Source organism: Martelella limonii, assembly GCF_013344475.1.
In the GTDB taxonomy this organism is placed as follows: domain Bacteria; phylum Pseudomonadota; class Alphaproteobacteria; order Rhizobiales; family Rhizobiaceae; genus Martelella; species Martelella limonii.
Window position 1 is genome coordinate 402,487 of record NZ_JABUOU010000001.1, and the last position, 24,986, is coordinate 427,472.

Genomic DNA, 24,986 nt, shown 5'->3' on the forward strand with positions numbered 1-24,986 from the left:
CCTGACTGCTAGGTTGTTTATGCCGAAAGCGCTGCCCTGACCGCATCGATCGCAGCCTCGGCATTCGCGCCGTCGGGACCGCCGGCCTGGGCCATGTCGGGGCGTCCGCCGCCACCCTGGCCGCCAACGGCGGCAGAGGCCGCGCGCACCAGATCGACAGCCGAATAAGTGCCGACGAGATCCTCGGTCAGCGCGGTGACGATGCTCGCCTTGCCGTCTTCGGCAACCGCGATGAAGACCACCGCGGTCTTGGCCCTGTCCTTCTTGGCGCTGTCGGCGAGGCCCTTCAGATCCTTCGGCGCGACGCCGGTGAGAACCTTAGCCACGAGGCTGACATCACCAATCTTTTCGGCCTCATCGGTCTGTCCGGTACCGCCCAGCGCCAGTTGCTTGCGCGCTTCCGTCAACTCGCGCTCAAGACGGCGGCGTTCGTCAAGAAGGGCTTCGACGCGGCTTGATACATCATCCGGCTGCACCTTGAGCTGGGTGGCAAGCGCCTTCAGCAGGTCGTCCTGGCCGCTGAGATAGCGCCGCGCGTCGATCCCGGTCAGCGCCTCGATCCGGCGCACGCCTGCCCCGACGGCACTTTCGCCGACGATCCGGATCAGGCCGATATCGCCCGTCGAGCGCACATGGGTGCCGCCGCAAAGTTCCAGCGAATAGGTTTTGCCCGCCTTTTCGCCCGAAACGGCCTTGCCCATGGAAACGACGCGCACTTCGTCGCCGTATTTCTCGCCGAAGAGCGCCATCGCGCCCTCGGCAATCGCATCGTCCACGCTCATCAGCCTGGTCGTGACGGGGGCGTTTTGCAGGACGATCTCGTTGGCCATGTCCTCGACGGTGGCAAGCTCCGCTGCCGTCATCGGCTTCGGGTGCGAAATGTCGAAGCGCAGCCGTTCGGGCGCGACAAGCGAGCCCTTCTGCGCGACATGGTTGCCGAGCAGCTCGCGCAACGCTTCGTGGATCAGGTGGGTGGCCGAATGGTTGGCACGCAGGCGCGAGCGGCGGGCGTGATCGACTGCGAGCGAAACGGCTTCGCCGCGGGAAATTTCGCCCTTTTCGACAGTCGCATAATGGACGAAAAGTCCGCGGCCCTTCTTCTGGGTGTCGGTAACGCGCAGCGTCGCCCTGTCCGTGGTGATCGTGCCGGTATCGCCCATCTGGCCGCCGGATTCGCCGTAAAACGGTGTCTGGTTGACCACCAGCGCAATCTCTTCGCCCTGGCTTGCCGTTTCCACCGCAGCGCCATCCTTCACCAGTGCTAGCGCGATGCCTTCCGCCTTTTCTGTGTCATAGCCGAGAAACTCGGTGGCTTCGTGCTTCTCGCCGAGCTCGAACCAGATTGTTTCGGTGGCCTTGTCGCCGGAGCCTGCCCAGTTGGCGCGCGCCTCGGCGCGCTGGCGCTGCATCGCATCCTGGAAACCTGACAGGTCAACATGGATGCCGCGGGCACGCAGCGCGTCCTGGGTCAGGTCGAGCGGGAAACCATAGGTGTCATAGAGCTTGAAGGCGGTCTCGCCATCAAGGCTGTCACCCTTCTTGAGGTTGCTGCTGGCTTCGTCGAGAAGCGTCAGGCCGCGATCAAGCGTCTTGCGGAAGCGGGATTCCTCCAGCTTCAGCGTTTCCGAGATCAGCGCTTCCGCGCGCTGCAGCTCGGGATAGGCACGGCCCATCTCGCCGACGAGCACAGGAAGGAGCTTGTAGAGCACGGGTTCGCGGGCGCCGAGAAGTTCGGCGTGGCGCATGGCGCGGCGCATGATCCGGCGCAGCACATAGCCGCGCCCCTCATTGGAGGGCAGAACGCCATCGGCGATCAGGAAGGCGGAAGAGCGCAGGTGATCGGCGATGACGCGGTGGCTGGCGCGATGTTCGCCCTCAGCCCTCACGCCCGTCAGATCGACGGAAGCATTGATCAGGTTGCGGAACAGGTCGATGTCATAATTGTCGTGCTTGCCCTGCAGGACGGCTGCGACGCGTTCGAGGCCCATGCCGGTGTCGATCGAGGGACGTGGCAGGTTCTCGCGACGATCGGCGGAAATCTGCTCGTATTGCATGAAGACGAGATTCCAGATCTCGATGAAGCGGTCGCCATCCTCTTCCGGAGAGCCGGGCGGGCCGCCCCAGATATGGTCGCCGTGGTCGTAGAAGATTTCGGAGCAGGGGCCGCAGGGTCCGGTATCGCCCATCGACCAGAAATTGTCATTGGTCGCAATGCGGATGATCCGGTCGTCGGAAAGGCCGGCAATCTTCTTCCAGAGCGCGAATGCCTCGTCGTCCTCGTGGTAGACCGTGACCAGAAGCTTGTCCTTCGCGAGGCCGAATTCCCCGGTGATCAGGTTCCAGGCAAGCGAGATGGCCTGTTCCTTGAAATAGTCGCCGAACGAGAAATTGCCCATCATCTCGAAGAAGGTGTGGTGGCGGGCGGTATAACCGACATTGTCGAGGTCGTTGTGCTTGCCGCCGGCGCGCACGCATTTCTGCGCGGTGGTGGCAGTCGAATAGGGCCGCGATTCCAGTCCCGTGAAGACGTTCTTGAACGGCACCATGCCGGCATTGGTGAACATCAGCGTCGGGTCGTTATGCGGCACCAGCGGGCTTGATGCGACGACCTCGTGTCCGTTCTGCTTGAAGTAGTCGAGAAAGGTCGACCGGATTTCGTTCACGCCACTCATGCTTCGCCACGTCCCTTTAAACTCTGGTGTCCGACAAGACTTTCCCGGCTTTTAACGGCAGGTGCCTTTACTGTCCAGACAAGACAAAACAGCGGCCCCTAAAAGCCGCTGTTTCATCAGATGGAAGATTTGCTGCGATATGCCTGCCGGAGCAAGCTCAATCGTCGCTGGTCCCGGTCGCCTCGCCACCTTCGTCCTCGCCGGTATCCAGCAGACCTTCGGAGAGCAGGCCGGCATTCTGGCGCAGCGCAAGTTCGATCTCATCGGCGGTCGCGGGATTTTCCTTCAGGAAGGTCCGGGCATTTTCACGCCCCTGGCCAAGCCGCTGGCTGTTATAGGAGAACCAGGAGCCGGACTTCTCGACGATGCCGGCCTTGACGCCCAGATCGATGAGTTCTCCGGTCTTGGAGACGCCCTCGCCATACATGATGTCGAATTCGACCTGCTTGAAGGGCGGTGCCATCTTGTTCTTGACCACCTTCACGCGCGTCTGGTTCCCGACCACTTCTTCCCGGTCCTTGACCGAACCGATGCGGCGGATGTCGAGGCGGACGGAGGCGTAGAATTTCAGCGCATTGCCGCCTGTCGTGGTTTCGGGCGAGCCGAACATCACGCCGATCTTCATGCGGATCTGGTTGATGAAGATCACCATGCAGTTCGAACGCGAGATCGAACCGGTGAGCTTGCGCAGCGCCTGGCTCATCAGGCGCGCCTGAAGACCGGGCAGGCTGTCGCCCATCTCGCCTTCGATTTCGGCACGCGGCGTCAGCGCCGCGACCGAGTCGATGACGATCACATCCAGCGCTCCCGAGCGCACGAGCGTGTCGGCGATCTCAAGCGCCTGCTCGCCTGTGTCCGGCTGGGAGATCAAAAGGTCGTGGAGGTCGACGCCAAGCTTGCGGGCATAGATCGGGTCCAGCGCATGCTCTGCGTCGATGAAGCCGCAAATGCCGCCGCTCTTCTGCGCTTCTGCAATCGTCTGCAGCGCGAGCGTGGTCTTGCCCGAGCTTTCAGGGCCGTAGATCTCGATAATGCGCCCCTTGGGCAGGCCGCCAATGCCGAGCGCGATATCGAGACCGAGCGAGCCGGTCGACACTGTTTCAATCTCAACAACGCTGTCCTGGGCACCGAGCTTCATGATGGAGCCCTTGCCGAACGAGCGTTCGATCTGCGAAAGTGCTGCTTCCAGCGCCTTGCTTTTGTTCACCGATTTTTCCTCGACGAGTCGGAGTGAATTCTGTGCCATCGACTTTATCCCTTGTTGCCGCCGCCGCCTAGGCGATTTGATGATTTCCTTATTTGTACTGCATTTGTTCCCATTCCGCAAGTGCCTTTCAAGTTGATGAAATCATTGATAAAAGGCGATTCTGTTCCGTTTTTGTCTTGCGTGCCGACGTGCTTCGGATGCGGCGGGGCCGCATCGCGAAAAAGGTCAGCGGGCGGGGGACCGGCTTTCGGTTTTCAATGCCTCGATTCGCAGCGCGGCGTCATCCAGATCGCGGGCATAGATCACGCGCGGTTCGCTGATGCCGTGGGTCTTGAGGATGGCCCGGATTTCCTCCGATGACCCGGAGAGGACGACCCGCACATTGCCGTTTTCTGCTTTTCGCAGCGTGCTTTCAAGCACGTTCGCCGCGGACGAATCGAGATACGGCACCTCGGAAAGGTCGAGCACGAAATAGCGCGCGGTTGAGGCGATGCGGTCGAGTACCGAGCCGACCGCTGCGGCTGCACCAAAGAAGAATGCGCCGGAAATGCGGTAGACGACCGTGTCCGGATCGGTGTTGGCGATCGGGCTTTCGGGCTGGGCGTGGTAGTCGGCATAGGGGCTGACGGCCACGTTGCGGCCCATCCTGTCAATGAAGAGCACGGCGCCCAGCGCAAACCCTGCGACAATGCCTTCCGTCAGGTCGCGGAAGACCACCAGCAGGAAGGTCACGATCAGGATCACCGCGTCGCCGCGCGAGGTGCCGATCAGTGTCCGGATCGCCGCTTTCTCCACCATCGACCAGGCAACGACCGCCAGAACGCCTGCAAGCGCGGGAATCGGAATGTAGCGCGCCAGCGGTGCGGCGACGATCATGAACAGCAGCAGGAATGCGGCATGCAGCATGCCGGAGAACGGACTGGTGGCACCGGCGCGCACATTGGTCGCCGTTCGCGCGATCGTTCCCGTCACGCAGATGCCGCCGAACAGGCCGGATGCGATATTGGCGACACCCTGGCCGATCAGCTCCATATTGGAACGATGGCGGCGCCCGGTCATGCCGTCGGCGACGACGGCGGACAGCAGCGATTCGATCGAGCCCAGAAGCGCGAAGGCGAAGGCATCAGGCAGGACTTCCACGAGTTTCTGCAGCGAGAAGGCAGGCATTGCCGGCGTCTGCAGCCCGCGCGGCAATCCGCCGAATTGGCTGCCGATCGTCTCGACGGGGAGGGCCAGCGCAACAAGGCTCGCAACCGCCACCGCGATCAGCATGCCGGGCCAGCCGGGCCTGAAGCGCTTCACCGCTATGATGATGGCGATGGTAAGCGCGGCAATGCCGAGGGCGGCCAGATTGGTGGTGCCGACATAATGCGAAAGATAGGCAACCTTCTCGGCAAAGGGGCCGGGCTCCTTGTCGGGCAGGTCGAGCCCGAAGATCGCGGAAAGCTGGCTTGCGAAGATGATGAGGGCAATGCCTGCCGTGAAGCCCACGGTTACCGGGTAGGGGATGAAACGGATATAGGCCCCGAGCCGGAGATAGCCTGCGGCGATCATGATCAGGCCGGAGACCATCACGGCCAGCAGCAATCCGTCGATGCCGTGGCGTTCGACCGAGGCTGCAACCAGCACGATGAAGGCGCCCGCAGGCCCGCCGATCTGGTGGCGGCTGCCGCCGAGAAGCGACACGAAGAAGCCGCCGATAATGGCGGCGTAAAGCCCGCGATCGGGCGAAACCCCGGAGGCGATCGCAATCGCCATCGATAGCGGCAGTGCGACAATCGCAACCGTCAAACCAGATATGGCGTCGCTTCGAAGACGGTCTACGGAATAACCCTCGCGCAGAACGCTGACGGTTTTGGGAATGAGGCTGGCTGGCATGGGCATTTCACCTGAGGGAAGAGGAGGCAGCATCGCACCCTGCGCGCAATTCCGCAAGATTTGTCAAAGGGATCCGTGCACATGGCGTAGCGACAGGACTTTGAAGCTGCAACCGGAGTGAACGCAGGTGATGATGAAGAATGCAGAGGCTTTCGAGGCCTATCAGAAAAGGCTCAACCGGGTCGGTGATCACATCGCCGCCCATCTCGACGATTCGCTGGACTATGCAAGGCTCGCTGAAATTGCCTGCCTGTCGCCGTGGCATTGGCACAGAATCTATCGCGCCGTCTATGGCGAGACCATACACGCCACCGTCACGCGCCTGAGATTGCACCGCGCCGCCGGCCAGCTACTGCAGACCGATGACAGGCTGGAGGATATCGCCCGCCATGCCGGCTATTCAAGCGTCGCGGCATTCACCCGAAGCTTCAAATCCGCTTACGGCATGGCGCCTTCAGGGTACCGCGCAGACGGACGCCACGCGATCTTCGATAAACCCTTCACTGAGGAGAATGATGCCATGTATGATGTTGAAATTCGGGACTTTCCCGAGCGCCTCGTAGCAGGCGTGCCGCATCGGGGTTCCTATATGGAAGTCGATAAGGCCTTTGGCGATGCCGTCGGCAAAATGGCGGCGGCAGGGGCGCTCCGGCCAGAAATGGCGATGATCGGCATCTACTACTCCGATCCCGGTCTCACGGAAGAGAAGAATCTAAAGTCTTTTGCGGGGCTGGTCGTCCCGGAAGGGTTCGCGCTGCCAGACGAATTGGAGTTGCGCCATTTGCCAGGCGGGCGATACGCCGTCCTGCGTCACAAGGGGCCTTATGCCGAACTACACAAGGCTTATCGGTGGTTTTACGGAAGTTACCTTCCAGAAAATCGCTACGAGCCGGCGGATGCACCGCCCTCGGAAGTCTATCTCAACAATCCGCGCGAAGTGTCGCCAAGAGATCTATTGACTGAAATATGCATTCCTATCAACCGTTAAGGCGATTTACTTTTCATGTAGCTTCAACGCGGTTACGGCCTCGCCGCTGTTGGCGATGTAGTCTCCCGCATCGTCCTGGCGCTGGAGCAGGAGAATGAAGAGAAAGTCCGTCAGCATGAGCTGGGCGTCGCGCGCGGTGATCGCGGAGGAGCGTACCTTTTCCTCGTCCGCGATGGTGTAGAGGTTGATGTCGGCCACACGGGCAACGGCGTTCTGCTTCGGCCCGGTCAGGGAAATCACGGTCGCCTCGCGGGCGCGGGCAAGCTCCGCAATGCGCACGGTCTCGATGCTGGCACCGGAATAGGAAAGCGCAAACAGCACATCGCCGCTCCTTGCGGCGGAGACATTGGCCATCTGAACGTGGCTGTCGGAATCATGCAGCGCATAGCGGCCGAGCTTTTGCAGCTTGTAGCAGAAGTCGCGCGCCACCAGCGAGGACGCGCCGACGCCTGCCACATGGATGCGCTCGGCGCTCATGGTCCGATCAAGCGCCCTGCCGATCACCGCCTCGTCATTGGCAGCAATCGTTTCCTGCATCGCGTGCATCTTGCTGGAAAGCAGCTTCTGGGCAATCGTGGCGTGGCTGTCGCCGAGTTCGATGGTCGAATGCAGCGCGCCCGGCGCGCGCCACTCTCTTGCCTGGGCCTTGCTCACCGCGAGCTTCATGTCCTGATAGCCCGAAAACCCCAGCTTCTGCGCGAACTTGACCACGCTTGACTGGCTGCGGCCGGTCTTTTCCGCAAGGCTTGCGGAGGAAAGCCGGAGCAGTTCATCGGGATGGGCCAGAATGAAGTGGCCGATCTGCCGGTCGGCAGGCGCCAGGCTTTCGATCTGGGCTTCTATGATCTTGAGTACGGACACGGCGGCGCAACCTTTCGGAGGTAATCAGGCGGCCGAATAATAAATTCCCGGAAACAGGAATACAATGGAATTCGCACTGACGCCGAATCCCTCTGTATGGCGCGGAAATTGGAATAAATTATTCTTGGAATCATTTGACAGGTGGAATTTGCAATTATAGCCTTCCGGTCAAAGATGCGGCGGAATGCGCCGCGAGCATTCAAGGGCAGGGGATTTGCATTTGCTGAATGGTGAGCTCGACAAGCTGGTGTCCGAAGGGCGCAATCCGAATAGTCTCGGGCTCGATCTTCTGGATGCGCGCGATATCCTCGAAAAGATCAATGCCGAGGATCGGGGCGTTGCCGATGCCGTCCAGCGCGAGATCCCGGCGATCACGGCAGCCGTCGAGCGGATTGTCGAAGCCTTCAATGCAGGCGGCCGGCTGATCTATATCGGCGCGGGCACCAGCGGTCGTCTTGGCGTGCTCGATGCCTCGGAATGCCCGCCGACATTTTCCGTGCCGCCCGGCATGGTGGTCGGCCTGATCGCCGGCGGCAATGTGGCGCTGACAACCGCTGTCGAAGGCGCGGAAGACGATCCGGCGCTCGGCGCAGCCGATCTGCAGGCGATCGCGCTTGAGGCAAGGGATGTGGTCGTCGGCATCGCTGTCAGCGGCCGCACGCCTTATGTCATCGGGGCACTGGAATATGCGCGCGGGCTCGGCGCCACCACGGTCGCGCTGTCGTGCAACCCTGCGGCGGCCATAGCCGAAATTGCCGATATCGCGATTGCGCCGGTCGTCGGGCCTGAAATCCTCACCGGGTCCACCCGCATGAAATCCGGCACGGCACAGAAGCTGGTGCTCAACATGCTGAGCACGGCAAGCATGGTGCGCATCGGCAAGGTCTATCAGAACCTGATGGTCGACGTGACGGTCAGCAACGGCAAGCTTTACGCCCGCGCGGTGCGCATCGTCATGGATGCGGCAGGCGTTTCGGCGGAAGACGCGGCAGCGCTCCTCGACATGACGCGCAACGATGTCAAGCTTGCCATCCTGATCGCCATGACCGGCATGGAACTGGAGGAGGGGCGTGCGCTCATACAGCGCTCACGCGGCTTCCTGCGCGAGGCAATCAACGAGAAGACGGCTCAAGGCCGCAACGACTGATGTCACTCCGGACCCTTTGGGCCGGCAACAATCACGAGGGAATTGATCATGGGAAGAGTACAAATCATTGCATCCGCGGTCGCGATTGCGGCAGCCCTTGGCGCTTCGGCTATGCCGGCCGCCGCCGAGACACTGAAAATGGCGTGGTCGCAGGACGCCACCGGCCTCGATCCGCATAAGCAGACCGCGTTTTCGTCGATCCGCCTGCTTGAACTGGTCTACGAACCGCTGCTGCGCACCGATGGCGAGCTGAACCTAGCGCCTGCCATCGCCACCTCCTGGGAATTCTCAGAGGACGGCAAGACGCTGACGTTCAAGCTTGATCCGAATGCAAAATTCTCCAATGGCGACAAGGTGATGCCGGCGGATGTGAAGGCCTCGTTCGAGCGCATTCTCGACGAGGCGACGAGTGCTGCCGCACGTTCGAACTTCCTGTCGATCGAAAGCATCGACACGCCGGATGATGAAACCGTGGTCTTCAACCTGTCGCAGCCCGACGTTCCGCTGTTGACGGCGATGTCCTCGATCAATGCGGCCATCGTTCCGGCATCGGCGATCGAAGCCGATACGCTCGGCACCGAAACGATCGGCTCCGGACCGTTCGTTCTGGAAAACTGGGAGCCGAATGCCAGCGAAACGCTGAAGGCGAACGCAAACTGGGCCGGCGGCAAGGTTGGCCTTGACGGCATCGACATTTCGGTTCTGCCGGACGAGACGGCCATTCTCGCCTCGTTGCGCACCGGTCAGGTCGATTTCGCGCTGATCAACGATCCGCTGGTGGCAACCCTGGTGCCGAGCAATCCGGGCCTGACGCTCGACCGCGAGCCGGTGCTGTCCTATCACGTGCTGCAGCTCAACGCCGAAGAAGGCGCGATGAAGGAGCTGAAGGTGCGCCAGGCGATCTCCTGCGCCATCGACCGCCAGGATGTTCTCGACGCGGCGCTTCTGGGCGAGGGCGAAGTCACCGGGCCGTTGACCATGCCGGCCTATGCCACTGATCCGTCTGAGCTGTTCTGCTACAGCCGGGACCTCGACAAGGCCAAGGCGCTGATGAAGGAAGCGGGCTACGAGGACGGCTTTTCCGCAACCGTGATCGCCGCCACCGGCGAGCCGCCGACGGCCGCGTCCGAGGCGCAGGTGATCCAGTCCCAGCTTGGCGAAATCGGCATCGATCTCGACATCGAGATGATGGAACTCAACGTCTATATCGACCGCTGGCTGAAGGGCGATTTCGACATGGCCGTGGCGCTGAACGGCGGCCGTACCGACCCTTACACGATGTATAACCGCTACTGGACCAAGGACGGCAACCTGAACCACGTCGCCCATTACATCGATGACGAACTCGATACGCTGATGAACGAGGGGCGCGTTGAAACCGACCTCGAAAAGCGCAAGGAGATCTTCACGACGTTCTCCAAGCACATCACCGAGGTATCGCCCTGGATCTGGCTTTACACCGGCTACAGCTACACCGCGTCGAGCGACAAGGTGAAGGGCTTCGAAGCCAACCCCACGGGGTCGCTCTTCGGCCTCTCCGCCGTCACCGTCGGCGAATAAGCTGAAACACGAGGGCTGCACGCCATGAATTATCTGACCCGACGGCTGGTGACCTTTCCTCTGGTCATGCTCGGGGTGTCCGTCCTCGTGTTCATTTCGATCAGGCTGGTTCCGGGCGATGCCATCACGGCAATGCTCGGAACCGAAGCCGGCCTGCTGACGCCTGCCCAGCGGGCGTCGCTGGAAACCTATTTCGGCATGGACCAGAGCTGGTTCGGCCAGTACTGGCACTGGCTCGGCGGCGTGCTCCACGGCGACCTCGGCATTTCCGTCACCTATGGCAAGCCGGTGCTCGATGTCATCTTGCGGGTCTTCCCGCTGACGCTCGAACTCGCGCTCCTGTCGATGATCGTGGCGCTCGCGATCGGCCTTCCCGCCGGCATCTATGCTGCGACCCACGCTGAAAGGCCGTCCGACCTCATCGTCCGCGTGGTCGCCATGATCGGCCAGTCGACGCCGAGCTTCGTGGTCGCCCTGCTTGCAATCTATGCGCTGTCCGTCTGGTTCGGGGTGCTGCCGGCCATGGGCACGTTCACGCCCATCTATGTCGATCCGCTCAAGAACCTCGCGCAGATGATCCTGCCGGCGCTGACGCTGGGCTTTGCCTTTGCCGCCGCCGTCACCCGGATCTCCCGGTCTGCGATGCTCGACATTCTCTCCGACGATTATGTCCGCACCGCCCGCGCCAAGGGCGTGCCGCAGCGCAAGGTCATCTGGCACCATGCGCTCCCCAATGCGCTGATCCCGGTCGTCACGGTCTCGGGCGTCGAATTCGGCTATCTTCTCGGCGGCGCGGTGATCGTGGAGCAGGTGTTCGCGCTTCCCGGCCTTGGCCGCACCGTGCTCGATGCGATCCTGCAGCGTGATTACGCGCTGGTTCAGGGCAGCGTCCTGTTCATCGCGCTCAACTTCATGATCGTCAATCTGCTTGTCGACCTCGCCTATGCCGCGCTCGACCCGCGCATCCGGCTTGGAGCACAGTAAATGCGCCTTCTTCGCTCCATCTTTTCCCATCCAAGCGGCCGCATCGGCGGCGCGATCGTGGCGGTCTATCTCGTGATCGCGATCCTCGGCCTTGCGGGCATCACCCCGCATGACCCGCTGATGCAGTTCCGCATCGACCGCCTGCATGCGCCGTCCGCCACCTACTGGATGGGCACCGATCTTCTCGGCCGCGATGTCGCAAGCCGGCTGATGATCGGCATCGCGCAATCCTTCATCGTGTCGTTTTCCTCCGTGGCGCTCGCGACCATTTTCGGCATCGTTCTCGGCCTTGCAGCCGCATGGTGCGGCGGCAACTGGGATGGCGCGATCATGCGGCTGATGGATGTGCTGCTCGCCTTTCCGGCGATCCTGCTGGCGCTCCTGATCATCACTATTGTCGGCCCCGGCACCTGGACCAGCGTGATGGCGATCGCCTTTGTCTATACGCCGATCTTCACCCGCGTGGTGCGCGGCCCGGCGCTGTCGCTGAAGACCCGCGATTTCGTTGATGCCGCGCGTACCTTCGGTTCCTCGCGGACCTATATCCTGTCGCGCCACATGCTGCTTAATCTGGTGGCGCCGCTCACCGTTCAGGTGACGCTGGCGCTCGCCTGGGCGCTTCTGACGGAGGCGGGGCTCTCCTTCCTCGGCCTCGGCACCCAGCCGCCGCAGGCCTCATTGGGCCTGATGCTCAGCGAGGCGCGCAATCTGATGGAAATGGCCCCATGGCTGCTGATCTTCCCGGCACTTGCCATCATGCTCGGTATTCTGGGCTTCAACCTGCTCGGCGATGCGCTGCGCGACATTCTCGACCCCCGTTCGCGGAGGGCTGAGGCATGAGCAGGCTCCTCTCTGTCTTCGACCTCCGTGTCGGCTTCGGCAAGTCGCCGGAGAAGAACGAAGTCGTGCGCGGCGTCAACTTCGATCTCGATGCAGGCGAGACGCTGGCCATCGTCGGCGAAAGCGGTTCCGGAAAATCGGTCACCTCGCTCTGCCTCAACCGTCTTGTCGATTTCGGCGGCGGCAGGATCACGTCAGGCACGATCGACTACACGCTGCCGGATGGCAGCACCGTGGATCTGGCAAAGCTCTCGGAAAAGCGGCTGACCACCATTCGTGGCCGGGAGATCGGCATGATCTTCCAGGAGCCGATGACCTCGCTCAACCCGGTCCACACGATCGGCGAACAGATTGCCGAGAGCTTTCGTCTCCATCATGGCCTGACCGGGCGTCAGGCAATGGACGCGGCGCGCGAGGCGCTGGAGCGGGTGCGCATTCCCGATGCGGAGCGGCGGCTGAAATACCATCCGCACCAGCTTTCCGGCGGCATGCTACAGCGGGTGATGATTGCGATCGCGCTGTCCTGCAATCCGCGCTTGCTGATCGCAGATGAGCCGACCACCGCGCTGGACGTAACCGTGCAGGCGCAGATCCTTGCGCTTCTCGCCGAACTGAAACGCGAAAGCGAGATGGGGCTGATCTTCATCACCCACGATATCGGCCTCGTCGCCGGCATCGCGGACAAGGTGATGGTGATGCAGCAGGGCGAGGTCGTTGAAAGCGGCGCAACCGACACGGTGCTCGACGACCCGCAGCATGCCTATACGCAGCACCTGTTGAAAGCCGTCCCGCACTTTGCAGGCGGGAGCGCGGTGCGCCGTGATTTCGCGCGCAAACCGGCGGATCAACCGGCGCTCGAAGTCGAAAATCTCACGGTCCGCTTTCCGGTCACCTCCGGCATTTTCAAGAAGCAGACGGGCGCGGTGCATGCCGTGGATGGTATCGATTTCGATCTGATGCCGGGGGAGACGCTCGGCATTGTCGGAGAGAGCGGTTCCGGCAAGTCGACGACCGCGCGCGCCGTCATGGGGCTGAACAAGCCGACGCGCGGAACGATCAGGCTTGGCGGGGGCGGGCGCGTTGCCGCCCATGGCGATCCGATCCAGATGGTGTTCCAGAACCCGTATGCGTCGCTGAACCCGCGCCTTCGCGTCGACAGCATTCTCGCCGAACCGGTGATCGCCACCGGCGGCAAGCTCGATGCCGAGACCCGGGCGCGCATGGCAGCGCTCCTGCAACGCGTCGGCCTGCCGGAAAACGCGCTGACGCGCTATCCGCACGAATTCTCCGGCGGCCAGCGCCAGCGGCTCTGTATCGCCCGCGCGCTGATGCTGAAGCCGTCGGTCGTCGTGCTGGACGAGGCGGTGTCCGCGCTTGACGTTTCCGTGCAGGCGATGGTGCTCGAACTCTTGACGGAGCTCCAGCGCGACATGAACCTTTCCTATCTGTTCGTCACCCACGACATGGCAGTGGTCGAGCGCATTGCCCACCGCATCGCCGTTGTCTATGCCGGGCAGATCGTCGAGATCGGCGATGCCGCATCGGTGCTGTCAGATCCGAAACATTCCTATACGAAGCGGCTGATTGCGGCGGTCCCGAGCATTGATCGCCGCCGTCAGGACTACCGGCTCGACACCACCGATGTGCCGTCTCTGGTGCGCCCGGCAGGCTATGAACCGCCCGAAGCCGCGTGGGTTTCCTATGGCAAGGATCACAAGGCGAGGGCCGAAGGATGAGTGCAGCCGGTTTTGACAGGGCATTTGCAGCGCTGGAACAGTCTGTTTCCGCCGGTCGCATCCCCGGTGGCGTGCTCGGCTATGTTGACCGCAACGGTGCGCGGATGACGCGGGCCATCGGTCGCGCCGCGATCGTGCCGGAAGAGCGACCGATCAGCGCCGATACCTGGTTCGACCTTGCCTCGCTCACCAAGGTGATCTTCACCACCACGCGCATCCTCGGCCATGCGCAAGCGGGCGAGATCGACCTCGATGCGCCGCTGACCTCGGTTATCCCGGACTTCCGTCAGTATGATCCGAATTGCTGGGAGCGTCAGGTCACCTTCCGCCAGTGCCTCGGCCATCTGACGGCGTTTCCCGCGGTCGAGCCGATCTACACCTATGACGGCGATCCGGATCGCCTGCGCGCCTTCGTGCTTCAGCGGGAATGGAAGCGGCTTGAAAGCCCGGTCTATTCCGACATCAATTTCATACTTCTGGGCATCGCTTTGGAGCGGCTTGCGGGAAAGACCATCCGCGAAATGGACCCCGGACCGGGCTTCGCCTTTTCCGGCGATCCGCAGCACACGGCGGCCACCGAGCACTGCTTCTGGCGTGGCCGGGTGATCTCGGGCGAGGTCCATGACGAAAACTGTTACGCGCTTCAGGGATCCGGCCATGCGGGCCTTTTCGGAACGGTCGACGCGGTGCTGGGCTTTGCCGGGGACCTGCTTCAGCGCGCGGAAGCGCCTGACGTGACGCTGATGCGCACGCCCTTGTCCGAGCGCCGCACCCATGGCTGGGAACGGCCCTATGGGGGCTGGCACGGCGGCGCGCGCGCTTCGGACGAGACGATCGGCCATACCGGCTTTACCGGCACCTCGCTTTGCATCGATTTTGACCGCGGCCATGCCTGGACACTGTTAACGAACCGGGTTCATCCAAGCCGCCATTTCGACAGCGGCATCATGGCGCTTCGCCGCGCCGTCAGCGACTTCATCAACGGAGCGGAATAATGGCTGAGGATTTCAAGCCGGTCTGGGCTGTCGGTCTGATGACCGGAACCGTGCTCGACGGCAATATCGATGTCGCCATGCTGAAGACAGACGGCGTCAGCGTCTCAGAATTCGGCGCCTACACGCTTGCGCCCTATCCGCAATCGACCCGCGACCTGCTCGAGGAAACGCTGGCGGTTGCCCGCAAATGGAATTTCGAGGGCGAGGAGCCCGCGATCTTTTCTGAAGCAGAAGAGGTTCTCACACGGGCACAGTCGGCGGCGGTAAAGGCGCTTGTCGAAGAGCAGGGCCTCACCATGGACGAGATCGGCGTCGTCGGCTTTCACGGCCAGTCCGTGCTCCATCGCGCGCCGACGAAGACCCGCATCGGCGACACCCGCCAGCTGGGAGACGGTGCGCTGATGAGCGACCTGCTGGGCTGCAAGGTGGCCTATGATTTCCGCACCGCCGATGTGCGGGCGGGCGGGCAGGGCGCGCCGCTTTCGGCGGGCTACCATCAGGCGCTGCTCAGGGGCCTCGACACATCGGGCGAGACGGCGGTGCTGAACCTCGGCGGCGTGGCGAATGTCACCTGGTGGGATGGCGCAGACCGGCTGATCGCATTCGATACCGGCCCGGCGAATGCGCCGATCAACGATTTCATCAAGCAGAACGGACTGGGCGAGATGGACCGTGACGGAAAGCTTGCACTTTCGGGCACCGTCGATGAAGGCCGGCTCTCCCGTCTTCTGGAACACCCCTATCTTTCCGCGCCCTATCCGAAATCGCTCGATCGCTTTGATTTCCTCGCCTCCATGGCCGACGGGCTGGACCCTGAGACCGGGGCTGCGACACTGACCGCATTCACTGCCTCCGCCGTTGGCAAGGCGCTCGATCTTCTGCCGGTACGGCCTGAGCGCCTGATTGTCTGCGGGGGCGGCAGGCGCAATCCGGCGATCATGGCAATGCTTGAAAGCCGGGCAGGCGTGAAGGCGGATCCGGCGGAAGCGGTGGGCTGGCGGGGCGATGCGATCGAGGCCGAGTGTTTCGCCTTCCTTGCGGTGCGCTCGCTCCGCAACCTTCCGATCAGCTTCCCGACGACCACCGGCGTGCCGCAGCCGATGACCGGCGGTAAGGTTGCCGGCTGAAGGGCAGAACGGGTCTGCGCTTCTGCGGGAAACGCTTCGCGGCTGGGGTAACCGCCGCAGTCCGCCCGTCCAGCCCTTATGCGGCTGACAGCGTTTCCGCCATGCGGTGCCGCGCCCGAGCGAGGCGCGACATCACGGTGCCGCAGGGGATCGAGAGCATCTCGGCGATCTCTTCATAGTTATAGCCTTCAATGTCGCGCAGGATGACGACCGCGCGAAAGCATGGCTCGAGCCTGTCAAGCGCTGCCTCGACGCCGATGCGGTCCATTTCCCTGGTCTCCGCTGCCCGGTCTTCGAGCCCGATATCCTCGTCAAGCACCATCATCGGCAATACCCGGTCGTGACGCCTCCGGTTGGAATCGATGCTGCGCATGATTGCATTGAGCCAGCCCGAGAGATTGTCGCCGCGCCATTGGGCCTGACGTTCAAGCGCCACGGCAAGGCAGTCCTGAACGAGGTCATCGCCGCAGCAGCCTGCCAGCGCGCCTGCAAGACGTCTAAGGCGCGGCAGTTCATCAAGGATTGCCGCCTCGAAATTGCGATTGGCTGGCGCAGCGTTTTGATGGCGCTGCGCCGGTGACCGGCGCTCATGAAGGTCGTGCCACCTGCCAGGCGCCATCGCCGGCATTCTGGCCGCTGATATCGCCGGGCTGTTTGTCGCCGGCGCGGAAATACAAGGGTTCGCCATTCAATGCCCACTGTCTCTGGCCGTCCTTGCGCACCACAAAGCTGTAATGTGCAAACGGTTGCGCGGAAGAGTTGGCGAGATATGGGGGCCATTCGCTGGCGCAGCTACCATAGCAAGCGGATTGGTCCCTTGCGTCATGCGCATAGGTGTAGAGCGTCTGGCCATTCTGGCCTGCGAGCACCTGGCCCTCGGGCGAATTGACGGACTGGAAGGTGGTGGTGCCGGCGTGGGCGATGCCTGCAAATGCCGCAAGGGCGATCGCGGCGAAGATCGGTGTCTTCTTCATGGTTGTCGTCTCCGTGTTGTGTGACCGCCGATTGCGGTCGTGACACCCCATAGACACGCGGCGACGCGAGTTTATTCCCGGTGGCGGCGATTTTTAGTTGCCGAGACCCGGCGAATCCTGCCAATTCACGCCCATGGAACTCTCACCGCAACAGGACGAAGCACTGCAGGCCGTTGCCCGCTGGCTGAAGGAAGGCCGGGCGCCGGTATTCCGGCTGTTCGGCTATGCCGGAACGGGCAAGACGACGCTTGCGCGCTATTTCGCCGAACATGTGGATGGCGATGTGCTCTTTGCCGCCTTTACCGGCAAGGCCGCGCAGGTGCTGCGCTCGCGGGGCGCCACCAATGCCCGCACCATCCACTCCCTGATCTACCGTCCGAAGGGCGAGGAGATGATCGAGGACGAGGACACAGGCAAGACGTCCGTGTCGCCGATGTTCACCCTCAACCGGCAAAGCCCGCTTGCCAAGGCGGCACTGATCATCATCGACGAGTGCTCGATGGTGGATGAGAAGCTCGGTCAGGACCTCGTCTCCTTCGGCACGCCGGTGCTGGTGCTGGGCGATCCCGGCCAGCTCCCGCCCGTTTCCGGCGGCGGCTACTTCACCAACCACGAGCCCGATTTCCTGCTCACCGAAATCCACCGCCAGGCCCGCGACAACCCGATCATCGATCTTGCGATGAAGGTGCGCGAGGGCGAGGCGATCGGTTACGGCGATTACGGGCTGGCGCAGGTGATCTCCAAGCACGATGTGACGCAGGATCTCGTCCTCGATGCGGATCAGGTGCTGGTCGGCACCAACCGAACGCGGCGGCGCTACAACCAGCGCCTGCGTGAACTGAAGGGCTTTACCCAGGTCCATCCGCAGGCCGGCGACAAGCTGGTATGCCTGCGAAACGACCCCGCCAAGGGCCTGCTCAACGGATCGCTCTGGAAGGTTATGTCTGCCTCGCGCGAGACGGTAAAACCCGGCATCAACCTGCTGGTCAATCCGGAAGAGGATGACCCCGATCGCTCGGCTGCGCGTATCAAGCTGCTGAAGGCGGCCTTCGAGGATGCCGAAACCGAAATCCCGTGGTCGACGAAGAAGCGCTATGACGATTTCGATTACGGCTATGCGCTGACGGTTCACAAGGCGCAGGGCTCTCAATGGAGCAATGTCGTGCTGTTTGACGAGAGCTGGGCATTCCGCGACACGCGGGAGCGCTGGCTTTACACCGCGATCACGCGCGCCGCCGAGAAATTGACGATTGTGATGTAAGGGTGCAGATTTTATCTCTACAATCCAGAGATGAGCAGCCGGCCATCAGCCCCAGCGCGCTGATGCAATGTTGAAACGGAGTGTGCCATGACTGCCAAGCTTTCCGTAAATCTGAACGCCATCGCGCAATTGCGCAACAGGCGCGATTTGCCATGGCCGAGCGTGCGCCATTTCGGAAAGATCGCCCTTGCGGCCGGCGCCCACGGCTTGACCGTGCATCCGCGCCCGGACCAGCGCCATATCCGGTTTTCGGACCTGGCTGTCCTGCGCGCCCTGATCGCGGATGAATTTCCGAACGCCGAATTCAACATCGAAGGCTATCCGAGCGATCACTTTATCGGGCTCTGCCTTGAATGCGCGCCGCATCAGGTCACGCTGGTGCCGGACGACCCGGCGCAGGCGACCTCGGATCATGGCTGGAACTTCATGCAAAATCGCGACCTGCTCAAGAAGACGGTGGAGCGGTTGAAGAAGAAGAAGATGCGGGTTTCGCTGTTTGCCGACGGTGATGCTAGCCAGGAGCAGCTTCGGGCGGCAGCCGAAAGCGGTGCCGACCGCATCGAGCTTTATACCGGGCCTTACGGTGCCTGTCACGACGACCCCAAGGCCGAGGCCGAGCTTGCAGCGCGGCTGGGGGAGACGGCTTCGATCGCCCGCAATCTCGGTCTTGGCGTCAATGCCGGGCACGACCTCACGGTTGCCAACCTGCCGCCGCTCGTGGCGCAGATTCCGGACCTTGCCGAGGTCTCGATCGGCCATGGCCTGACGGCCGACGCGCTGGAATATGGCATGGCGGAGAGCGTACGCCGGTTCCGCCATGCCTGTGGCGATACGATCTGACGCGTTTCAGAACGCGTTCAGATTTTCCTTAAAGAAGGTCTCGAGCGGCTTGGGCCGGCGGCCGGTCAGCGTCTCGAAATCGTCATTGACGACATCGAACCTGCCGGTCCTGACGTTGTCATCGGAACTCACCAGCATATCGACCAGGAAGGGCGGCAGGCCGAAACCTTCGAGCGTGGTCCGCAGGGTTTCACTGTCGACGTGCTGGACGGCGAGCGGTTTACCCGAAGCCTTGCGGGCAAGCGCTGCGACATCCTCGATCGTGTGACCATGCACGCCGACCAGCGTGTAGGTCTTGCTGCCGGCGTCGTCCGCCATGAGTGCTGCAGCAAGCGCGCGGGCGCAGTCGTCATGGGCAATGTAGTTGAGCTTGCCATCACCGGCAGCCGACATCATCACGCCGTGGGAAAGTGCATCCGGCAGGCTCTGCAGCAGGTTTTCCTGATACCAGGCATTGCGCAGGATCGTGTAGGACAGGCCGCTTGCCTTGATCGCCTCTTCGGTGCCGAGATGATCACCGGCAAAGCTGATCAGCGAACCGTCCGCGCCCACAAGCGAGGTATAGACGATGTGACCGGCGCCTGCGGCTTTTGCTGCGTTGACGGCTGCGCTGTGCTGGGCCAGGCGGTCGGTTGAGGGATCAAGCGCGTCGGTCGAGATGATGGCGACACGGTCAGCGCCGGCAAAGGCTTCGGCAAGGCTGTCCGGCTGGTTGAAATCGGCCTGCCGGACGATCACGCCCTTCTCGGCAAGGTCAGAGAGCCTGGAGACGTCGCGGGTGGTGGCAATGATCTCCGCGGCGGGCTTTCCGGCTTCGAGAAGGAACTCGATGGTCTTGCGGCCGAGCTTGCCCGATGCGCCGGTGACGAGGACAGTGTTATGGTTCATGTTTTTTTCTTTCATGGAAATCTGTTTGGCGTCTCGCAATGACACTTCGATCTGCAGGGAGGTCAGTCGAAGTCTCAAAAAGAGACTATGTTTCATTTAGTGTCTTTGATATCCGTGTAAAGAAGGCACCAATTTGTAACCGGGTTACAGCCGTGTGCGCAGGAGTTTGAAATGGAAGCTGGGTTTCCGGTCTGGGCAAAAGATGAACTGGCACGCAAGATGGCCGAGACGGGCGCCGATGGCTGCCCGGTCCGCGATGTCTTGAGCCAGGTTTCAGGCAAGTGGAGCACGCTCCTGATGATGGCGTTGTCGGGCGGCGCCTTGCGCTTTGCCGAACTGAAGCGCGTCACACCGGATATCTCCCAGAGGATGCTGACGAAGACTTTGCGGGATCTGCAGCGCGACGGCTTCATTACCAGGACCGTATTCCCGAGCAAGCCGCCGAAGGTGGTCTACGAACTGACCGATACCGGACGTTCGTTTCTGGTGCCGTTTTCTGCGCTGGTGCAATGGTCGCTCGATTATCACGAGATCATTCGCGCGTCGCGCCGGGATTTTGACGAGGATTCTGATTTGGGGGAAGAGGATGCCTGAACGACAAACACCCCGGCGCAGGGGGCAAAGCCGGGGTGTTCGTTGGGGGTCATCTCATTTTTATAAGCACGAAACGTCGCTGACGTCCGCTTAGTTCCAATATATGGTTAAATTTTAGTAGATTTTAAGGCCCTTGCCAAATCCGACCGTGCAGCATGGTTAACAGGGCGGCACAGGAATGCCGCCGCGTGTACAGGAAACATGCTCCTTAGGCGTTTTCAGCGAGGGATGATCCGAAGGCTCAGAAGTTCCGGCTGATGCCGAGGCCGCCATAGGTCAAGCCGCTGTTGGGCTTGGCAAGATCGGCGTTCGAGGAGTGGCGGACGGTGGCCGTCAGGCTCCAGTTTTCGTCAAGATCGACGCCGAGCGCCAGATATTCGTGGAACAGGAGGTGGGAGCCGACGCCAGGGCCGCGGCCACCCTCATCGAGGTCGCCATTGGTCAAGGCGCCGCCGAAGCCGATATCGGCGAATGTCCGGTCGATGAGTGAAAATTTCCAGCTCGCGCCCGCCATCAACTGCGAGGCTTCGTCATCGGTCGAGATGCTGGCGCTGAGGAAGAAGCGCGGGTGGAAAAACTTGTCGAAGCCTTCGCGTCCCTCGCTGTGAAGCGGATCGAAGAACAGGCTCGGGATGATGAAAACGCCGCTTTCAAAGTCCGATTTCGCGCCGAGAGAGGCGGCGATCTCAAACCGGGCCTCATCGAAAATACTCTCATGTGCAGCGGTGGGAGGGGTGTCTGCGTCGGCGGCAAGGGCGGATGTCGCAGAAACCATCAAGACTGCTGCGACCGCAGCCGGCGTCGAGAACGCTTTCATTTTCATATGGTAGGCCTGTTCGAATCAATTCGGTAACCATAATGCGTCAAAGCACATTTTTGCCGCATTACGTCCCAACTTTGATCTCAGGTCAAGCCGTCGCTAATTTAAACTCAGGCAGGCTCGATCACGCCGAGCGCGGCTTCGAAAAGCCTGCGGCCATCAGTGCCGCCGTGGGCCGGCTCGATGAGGTTTTCCGGGTGAGGCATCATGCCGAGCACATTCCCGGCCTCGTTGACCAGACCCGCAATATCATTGACGGACCCATTCGGATTGGTGCCTTCCGCATAGCGGAACACGACCTGGCCGCGGTCTTCAATGGCCGCCAGCTCATCGGCTTCTGCAAAATAGTTGCCGTCGTGATGGGCGACCGGGCAGCGGATGATCTCATCCTGCCGATAGCTGTTCGTGAAGGCCGTGCGGTTGTTTGCGACAGAAAGCCGCACTTCGCGGCACACGAACTTCAACGAGGCATTGCGCATCAGCGCGCCGGGAAGAAGTCCGGCTTCGACCAGAATCTGGAAACCGTTGCAGACGCCGATCACGCGAACGCCTTGGCGCGCCTTTTCGGCCACCGCGCGCATCACCGGCATCCGGGCGGCGATGGCGCCGCAGCGCAGGTAGTCGCCATAGGAGAAACCGCCCGGGATGACGATCAGGTCGACATCGGGAAGTTCCGTTTCGGTCTGCCAGACGGTGACCGGATCGTGGCCGGAAATCTGGCTGAGCGCTGCGAACATGTCGCGGTCGCGATTGAGGCCCGGAAGCTGGATGAGCGCGGATTTCATGGCAGGTCCGATCAGTTCAGTTCGACGGCGTAGTTTTCGATCACCATGTTGGCCAGAAGCTTTTCGCACATGGCGGCAACGTCGGCTTCGGCCTTGGCGCGATCGTCGGTATCGAGCACGAGGTCGAACACCTTGCCCTGACGGGCGCCAGCAAGGCCTTCGAAGCCCAGACCATGAAGGGCGCCTTCGATGGCCTTTCCCTGCGGATCGAGAACGCCGTTTTTCAAGGTGACGATGACGCGGGCATTGATCACTGGCTTAACCTCAATTTCTCTTTGTCTTTGCTATTTCACGAGCACGGGACCGGCGGCACGCGTCGGTTCGTTTTCGTTCATGATGCCGAGCCGGCGGGCGACTTCGGAATAGGCGCTGACCGACGTGCCATCCGCGCCCTCGACGCGGGAGTCGAGCCGCTGGCGCGTTGCGAGATCCATCAACCGGCAGCTGTCGGGAGAGATCTCGTCGGCAAGAATGATGCGCATCATGTCGCCTTCGAACAGGCGGCCGCACTCGATCTTGAAATCGACGAGCTGCATGCCCGCTCCGAGAAAAAGCCCGGACAGGAAGTCGTTGATGCGGATCGCAAGCGCCATCATGTCATCGAGTTCGGGCGGCGAGGCCCAGCCGAACGCGGTGATGTGTTCTTCGGTCACCAGCGGATTGTTGAGCTCGTCGGAGTTCAGGCTGAATTCGACGATGGAACGCGGCAGCGGCACGCCTTCCTCGATCCCGAGGCGGCGCGAGAGCGAACCGGCTGCGACATTGCGGACCGTCACGATCAGCGGGATCATCTCGACTTCGCGGACCAGCTGTTCGCGCATGTTGAGGCGGCGGATGAAATGCGTGGGAATCCCGATCGCGTTCAGATGTCCAAAGACATACTCGGAGATGCGATTGTTCAGGACACCTTTTCCGTCGATCACGTCGGCGCCTGCACCCGGCTCGGTGCTGGCATCGTCCTTGAAGAACTGGATCAGGGTTCCGGGCTCGGGGCCTTCGTAAAGGACTTTTCCCTTGCCTTCATACACCCGGCGGCGACGGCTCATAACTGTCTCGTATACGTTGGCGCGCAATAAGAGAGCGCGCAGATATCTTCTCTTTCGCTCGAATAGCGAGTTTGCGCCGCTTTCTCAATCAAAACCACGCGTTTTTCAAGGCAATTGCGGTTTTGCACGTTTTGCTGGCCGCAAATCGATAAGGAAAGTGGATTTTGGCAGGAAACGACCCTTCTGATCTTCCATATTGCAAAAGCAATGACCATTTTGGTGGAATGTAGAACCCAAAGGGAGGTTGAAATGGCAGACCGAATCTTTTCCGATCGCGGCAAGGCACACGAGGCGGCTTTCAGCGCCGGGCATGATGCGCAGTTCCGCCTCACAGCGCGGCGCAATCGCCTGGCTGCCAATTGGGCGGCGGGTCTGATCGGGCGTGACGGCGATGCCGATTACATCAGGGAAGTGATGGCCAGCGACTTCATCGAAGCAGGCGACGCCGATTTGATCGGCAAGCTGATGGATGATTTCCGCGCGGCCGGCGTCGATATGGACGAGGCAACCATCCGGGCAAAGCTTCAGCAGTTCCACCTTGAGGCGGCGCAGGCGCCGGAAGCAGGCTGAGCCGTCTCAGCCAAGCAGCATGATCGCAACCGGCTCGCCCGCCTCTGCAGCTTCTGCGTGGGGCGGGCGAACGATCAGGCAATCGGCTTCAGCAAGCGTCACCTGAAGAGAGGAATCCTGGCTCTCGAAGGTCTCCGCGCGGCCATCGGCGCTCAGGCGGGCGCGCATGTAATGCTGGCGCGGTCCGTTGGCCTCGAGAGCATGTCCTGCAATCGCTTGTCTCTGCCTTTCCCGCGCCTTGAGGCCGCCGATCCTGCGGATCAGCGGTTCTGCAAAAAGCAGCGCGCAGACGAAGCTTGAGGCAGGGTTTCCGGGAAGACCGAGGACCTGCATCTCGTCCAGACGTCCGACCATCAGCGGCTTTCCCGGACGCATCGCCACCTTCCAGAAGTCAAGCGCCATGCCCAAGCCCGAAAGCGTGGGCTGGATCAGGTCGTGGTCGCCGACCGAGGCGCCGCCGATCGTGATCAGAATATCGGCGTCTGCGCGCCGTGCCCGTTCGACGGCATCTTGGATGTCTTCTTCACGGTCGCGGGCAATGCCGAGATCGATCGTCTCGGCGCCATTGGCCCGGGCAAGCGCGAGAATGGCGATGTTGCCGGAGGCGGAGATCTGGCCGGGTCCGGGAAGCGTCCCGGGTGATACCAGCTCGTTGCCGGTGGCAAGGATCGCGACGCGCGGGCGGCGCAGCACACGGACATGGCCATGGCCGCAGGCCGCGGCAACGGACAGCGCGCGCGCATCGAGCGTCCTGCCGCGTTTCAGAAGCACGTCGCCTGCCTTGAAGTCCTGGCCCGCCTTGCGGATATTGGCCCCAGCTTCCGGCGCTGTTGCGATGAACACCCGACGGTCGCCGCGCGTCTCGGTATTTTCCTGCATCACCACGCTGTCGGCGCCTTCGGGAACCGGCGCGCCGGTGAAGATCCGCATCGCGGTTCCAGGCGTGACGGCAATATCCGGCATGGCGCCTGCCGCCACTTCGCCGACAAGCGAAAGCTCTGCACCATGAGGCCCGATATCGGCCGCGCGCACCGCATAACCATCCATGGCGGAGGCGGAGAAGGGCGGCTGGGTGATGCGCGAGACGATGTCTTCGGCCAGGACGCGGCCATCTGCCTCGTCAAGCGGCGCGCTCTCGACAGCGCTTGCCGTGCGGGCATGCGACAGGAGGATCTCGCGCGCCTCTTCCACGGACAGCAGCGGGGTTGCCATC

24 protein-coding genes are annotated in these 24,986 nt (G+C 62.1%); 12 read left to right on the top strand and 12 right to left on the bottom strand.

The window, feature by feature from the left end:
* Positions 1-17: 17 nt before the first annotated feature.
* The 3 genes from alaS to HPQ62_RS01930 form a co-directional block, all read right to left on the bottom strand.
* Positions 18-2,672, bottom strand: coding sequence for an alanine--tRNA ligase (alaS, locus tag HPQ62_RS01920; protein WP_174800812.1), 2,655 nt, complete (start codon positions 2,670-2,672; stop codon positions 18-20).
* Between the two features lie 157 nt (positions 2,673-2,829).
* Positions 2,830-3,918, bottom strand: a complete 1,089-nt coding sequence (gene recA / locus HPQ62_RS01925) for a recombinase RecA (RefSeq protein WP_174800813.1) — start codon at positions 3,916-3,918, stop codon at positions 2,830-2,832.
* A 186-nt stretch (positions 3,919-4,104) separates the two neighbouring features.
* On the bottom strand, positions 4,105-5,757 hold the full coding sequence (locus HPQ62_RS01930; protein ID WP_174800814.1) for a SulP family inorganic anion transporter: 1,653 nt from the start codon (positions 5,755-5,757) through the stop codon (positions 4,105-4,107).
* A 130-nt stretch (positions 5,758-5,887) separates the two neighbouring features.
* On the opposite strand from HPQ62_RS01930, the gene HPQ62_RS01935 reads away from it, so the two are divergent.
* Positions 5,888-6,745 carry an AraC family transcriptional regulator gene (locus tag HPQ62_RS01935; protein WP_244629519.1) on the top strand — a complete coding sequence of 286 codons (858 nt, stop codon included), beginning with the start codon at positions 5,888-5,890 and terminating at the stop codon, positions 6,743-6,745.
* Between the two features lie 6 nt (positions 6,746-6,751).
* Here the strand turns inward: HPQ62_RS01935 and HPQ62_RS01940 are convergent, their stop codons facing one another.
* Entirely contained in the window at positions 6,752-7,606 is an 855-nt protein-coding gene (locus HPQ62_RS01940) for an SIS domain-containing protein (RefSeq protein ID WP_174800815.1), read from the bottom strand.
* 184 nt (positions 7,607-7,790) lie between these two features.
* On the opposite strand from HPQ62_RS01940, the gene murQ reads away from it, so the two are divergent.
* The 7 genes from murQ to HPQ62_RS01975 are packed head-to-tail and all read left to right on the top strand — an operon-like array spanning position 7,791 to position 15,995.
* Positions 7,791-8,753, top strand: a complete 963-nt coding sequence (gene murQ / locus HPQ62_RS01945) for an N-acetylmuramic acid 6-phosphate etherase (RefSeq protein WP_174800816.1) — start codon at positions 7,791-7,793, stop codon at positions 8,751-8,753.
* A 48-nt stretch (positions 8,754-8,801) separates the two neighbouring features.
* Positions 8,802-10,313, top strand: coding sequence for an ABC transporter substrate-binding protein (locus HPQ62_RS01950; protein WP_174800817.1), 1,512 nt, complete (start codon positions 8,802-8,804; stop codon positions 10,311-10,313).
* 24 nt (positions 10,314-10,337) lie between these two features.
* Entirely contained in the window at positions 10,338-11,297 is a 960-nt protein-coding gene (locus HPQ62_RS01955; RefSeq protein ID WP_174800818.1) for an ABC transporter permease, read from the top strand.
* The gene (locus tag HPQ62_RS01960; RefSeq protein ID WP_174800819.1) at positions 11,298-12,137 is read left to right on the top strand and encodes an ABC transporter permease; all 840 of its coding nucleotides are present in this window, start codon (positions 11,298-11,300) and stop codon (positions 12,135-12,137) included. It begins immediately after the preceding gene.
* The gene (locus HPQ62_RS01965; RefSeq protein WP_174800820.1) at positions 12,134-13,873 is read left to right on the top strand and encodes an ABC transporter ATP-binding protein; all 1,740 of its coding nucleotides are present in this window, start codon (positions 12,134-12,136) and stop codon (positions 13,871-13,873) included. The genes HPQ62_RS01960 and HPQ62_RS01965 overlap by 4 nt, the downstream gene beginning before the upstream one ends.
* The gene (locus HPQ62_RS01970; RefSeq protein WP_174800821.1) at positions 13,870-14,868 is read left to right on the top strand and encodes a serine hydrolase domain-containing protein; all 999 of its coding nucleotides are present in this window, start codon (positions 13,870-13,872) and stop codon (positions 14,866-14,868) included. Before HPQ62_RS01965 ends, HPQ62_RS01970 begins: the two co-directional genes overlap by 4 nt.
* Positions 14,868-15,995, top strand: coding sequence for an anhydro-N-acetylmuramic acid kinase (locus tag HPQ62_RS01975; RefSeq protein WP_174800822.1), 1,128 nt, complete (start codon positions 14,868-14,870; stop codon positions 15,993-15,995). Before HPQ62_RS01970 ends, HPQ62_RS01975 begins: the two co-directional genes overlap by 1 nt.
* Before the next feature lie 76 nt (positions 15,996-16,071).
* Here HPQ62_RS01975 and HPQ62_RS01980 read toward each other — a convergent pair whose 3' ends face one another.
* Both HPQ62_RS01980 and HPQ62_RS01985 read right to left on the bottom strand, forming a co-directional pair.
* Complete coding sequence (locus HPQ62_RS01980; RefSeq protein WP_174800823.1) at positions 16,072-16,614, bottom strand: RNA polymerase sigma factor; 543 nt, start codon at positions 16,612-16,614, stop codon at positions 16,072-16,074.
* On the bottom strand, positions 16,583-16,969 hold the full coding sequence (locus tag HPQ62_RS01985) for a COG4315 family predicted lipoprotein (RefSeq protein ID WP_174800824.1): 387 nt from the start codon (positions 16,967-16,969) through the stop codon (positions 16,583-16,585). Before HPQ62_RS01985 ends, HPQ62_RS01980 begins: the two co-directional genes overlap by 32 nt.
* 133 nt (positions 16,970-17,102) lie before the next feature.
* Here HPQ62_RS01985 and HPQ62_RS01990 point away from each other — a divergent pair, with 133 nt between their 5' ends.
* Positions 17,103-18,230 carry an ATP-dependent DNA helicase gene (locus HPQ62_RS01990; protein WP_174800825.1) on the top strand — a complete coding sequence of 376 codons (1,128 nt, stop codon included), beginning with the start codon at positions 17,103-17,105 and terminating at the stop codon, positions 18,228-18,230.
* 87 nt (positions 18,231-18,317) lie between these two features.
* Entirely contained in the window at positions 18,318-19,070 is a 753-nt protein-coding gene (locus HPQ62_RS01995; protein WP_174800826.1) for a pyridoxine 5'-phosphate synthase, read from the top strand.
* A gap of 6 nt (positions 19,071-19,076) precedes the next feature.
* On the opposite strand, the gene HPQ62_RS02000 is transcribed toward HPQ62_RS01995, so the two are convergent.
* Entirely contained in the window at positions 19,077-19,958 is an 882-nt protein-coding gene (locus tag HPQ62_RS02000; protein ID WP_174800827.1) for an NmrA family NAD(P)-binding protein, read from the bottom strand.
* 171 nt (positions 19,959-20,129) lie between these two features.
* On the opposite strand from HPQ62_RS02000, the gene HPQ62_RS02005 reads away from it, so the two are divergent.
* Positions 20,130-20,552, top strand: coding sequence for a winged helix-turn-helix transcriptional regulator (locus HPQ62_RS02005; RefSeq protein ID WP_174800828.1), 423 nt, complete (start codon positions 20,130-20,132; stop codon positions 20,550-20,552).
* Between the two features lie 241 nt (positions 20,553-20,793).
* On the opposite strand, the gene HPQ62_RS02010 is transcribed toward HPQ62_RS02005, so the two are convergent.
* The 4 genes from HPQ62_RS02010 to HPQ62_RS02025 all read right to left on the bottom strand — a co-directional run bounded on the left by HPQ62_RS02010 (position 20,794) and on the right by HPQ62_RS02025 (position 23,203).
* The gene (locus HPQ62_RS02010; protein WP_174800829.1) at positions 20,794-21,375 is read right to left on the bottom strand and encodes an acyloxyacyl hydrolase; all 582 of its coding nucleotides are present in this window, start codon (positions 21,373-21,375) and stop codon (positions 20,794-20,796) included.
* A 107-nt stretch (positions 21,376-21,482) separates the two neighbouring features.
* Positions 21,483-22,157: a phosphoribosylformylglycinamidine synthase subunit PurQ gene (gene purQ / locus HPQ62_RS02015; RefSeq protein ID WP_174800830.1), complete on the bottom strand. Its 675-nt coding sequence runs from the start codon at positions 22,155-22,157 to the stop codon at positions 21,483-21,485.
* A gap of 11 nt (positions 22,158-22,168) precedes the next feature.
* Positions 22,169-22,411, bottom strand: coding sequence for a phosphoribosylformylglycinamidine synthase subunit PurS (purS, locus tag HPQ62_RS02020; protein WP_174800831.1), 243 nt, complete (start codon positions 22,409-22,411; stop codon positions 22,169-22,171).
* 30 nt (positions 22,412-22,441) lie between these two features.
* The gene (locus tag HPQ62_RS02025; RefSeq protein WP_174800832.1) at positions 22,442-23,203 is read right to left on the bottom strand and encodes a phosphoribosylaminoimidazolesuccinocarboxamide synthase; all 762 of its coding nucleotides are present in this window, start codon (positions 23,201-23,203) and stop codon (positions 22,442-22,444) included.
* Between the two features lie 249 nt (positions 23,204-23,452).
* Here HPQ62_RS02025 and HPQ62_RS02030 point away from each other — a divergent pair, with 249 nt between their 5' ends.
* Positions 23,453-23,773 (top strand): DUF1476 domain-containing protein, encoded by a 321-nt coding sequence (locus HPQ62_RS02030; RefSeq protein WP_174800833.1) that lies wholly within the window; start codon positions 23,453-23,455, stop codon positions 23,771-23,773.
* Positions 23,774-23,779: 6 nt separating this feature from the next.
* On the opposite strand, the gene HPQ62_RS02035 is transcribed toward HPQ62_RS02030, so the two are convergent.
* Positions 23,780-24,985: a molybdopterin molybdotransferase MoeA gene (locus HPQ62_RS02035; RefSeq protein ID WP_174800834.1), complete on the bottom strand. Its 1,206-nt coding sequence runs from the start codon at positions 24,983-24,985 to the stop codon at positions 23,780-23,782.
* Position 24,986: the final 1 nt, after the last annotated feature.

Excerpts from the sequence above, each read along its gene's own strand:
- alaS (WP_174800812.1), bottom strand. The coding sequence starts at position 2,672 with ATGAGTGGCGTGAACGAAATCCGGTCGACCTTTCTCGACTACTTCAAG.
- recA (WP_174800813.1), bottom strand. The coding sequence starts at position 3,918 with ATGGCACAGAATTCACTCCGACTCGTCGAGGAAAAATCGGTGAACAAA.
- HPQ62_RS01930 (WP_174800814.1), bottom strand. The coding sequence starts at position 5,757 with ATGCCAGCCAGCCTCATTCCCAAAACCGTCAGCGTTCTGCGCGAGGGT.
- HPQ62_RS01935 (WP_244629519.1), top strand. The coding sequence starts at position 5,888 with ATGATGAAGAATGCAGAGGCTTTCGAGGCCTATCAGAAAAGGCTCAAC.
- murQ (WP_174800816.1), top strand. The coding sequence starts at position 7,791 with ATGCGCCGCGAGCATTCAAGGGCAGGGGATTTGCATTTGCTGAATGGT.
- HPQ62_RS01950 (WP_174800817.1), top strand. The coding sequence starts at position 8,802 with ATGGGAAGAGTACAAATCATTGCATCCGCGGTCGCGATTGCGGCAGCC.
- HPQ62_RS01955 (WP_174800818.1), top strand. The coding sequence starts at position 10,338 with ATGAATTATCTGACCCGACGGCTGGTGACCTTTCCTCTGGTCATGCTC.
- HPQ62_RS01960 (WP_174800819.1), top strand. The coding sequence starts at position 11,298 with ATGCGCCTTCTTCGCTCCATCTTTTCCCATCCAAGCGGCCGCATCGGC.
- HPQ62_RS01965 (WP_174800820.1), top strand. The coding sequence starts at position 12,134 with ATGAGCAGGCTCCTCTCTGTCTTCGACCTCCGTGTCGGCTTCGGCAAG.
- HPQ62_RS01970 (WP_174800821.1), top strand. The coding sequence starts at position 13,870 with ATGAGTGCAGCCGGTTTTGACAGGGCATTTGCAGCGCTGGAACAGTCT.
- HPQ62_RS01975 (WP_174800822.1), top strand. The coding sequence starts at position 14,868 with ATGGCTGAGGATTTCAAGCCGGTCTGGGCTGTCGGTCTGATGACCGGA.
- HPQ62_RS01980 (WP_174800823.1), bottom strand. The coding sequence starts at position 16,614 with ATGGCGCCTGGCAGGTGGCACGACCTTCATGAGCGCCGGTCACCGGCG.
- HPQ62_RS01985 (WP_174800824.1), bottom strand. The coding sequence starts at position 16,969 with ATGAAGAAGACACCGATCTTCGCCGCGATCGCCCTTGCGGCATTTGCA.
- HPQ62_RS01990 (WP_174800825.1), top strand. The coding sequence starts at position 17,103 with ATGGAACTCTCACCGCAACAGGACGAAGCACTGCAGGCCGTTGCCCGC.
- HPQ62_RS01995 (WP_174800826.1), top strand. The coding sequence starts at position 18,318 with ATGACTGCCAAGCTTTCCGTAAATCTGAACGCCATCGCGCAATTGCGC.
- HPQ62_RS02000 (WP_174800827.1), bottom strand. The coding sequence starts at position 19,958 with ATGAACCATAACACTGTCCTCGTCACCGGCGCATCGGGCAAGCTCGGC.
- HPQ62_RS02005 (WP_174800828.1), top strand. The coding sequence starts at position 20,130 with ATGGAAGCTGGGTTTCCGGTCTGGGCAAAAGATGAACTGGCACGCAAG.
- HPQ62_RS02010 (WP_174800829.1), bottom strand. The coding sequence starts at position 21,375 with ATGAAAATGAAAGCGTTCTCGACGCCGGCTGCGGTCGCAGCAGTCTTG.
- purQ (WP_174800830.1), bottom strand. The coding sequence starts at position 22,157 with ATGAAATCCGCGCTCATCCAGCTTCCGGGCCTCAATCGCGACCGCGAC.
- HPQ62_RS02025 (WP_174800832.1), bottom strand. The coding sequence starts at position 23,203 with ATGAGCCGTCGCCGCCGGGTGTATGAAGGCAAGGGAAAAGTCCTTTAC.
- HPQ62_RS02030 (WP_174800833.1), top strand. The coding sequence starts at position 23,453 with ATGGCAGACCGAATCTTTTCCGATCGCGGCAAGGCACACGAGGCGGCT.
- HPQ62_RS02035 (WP_174800834.1), bottom strand. The coding sequence starts at position 24,985 with ATGGCAACCCCGCTGCTGTCCGTGGAAGAGGCGCGCGAGATCCTCCTG.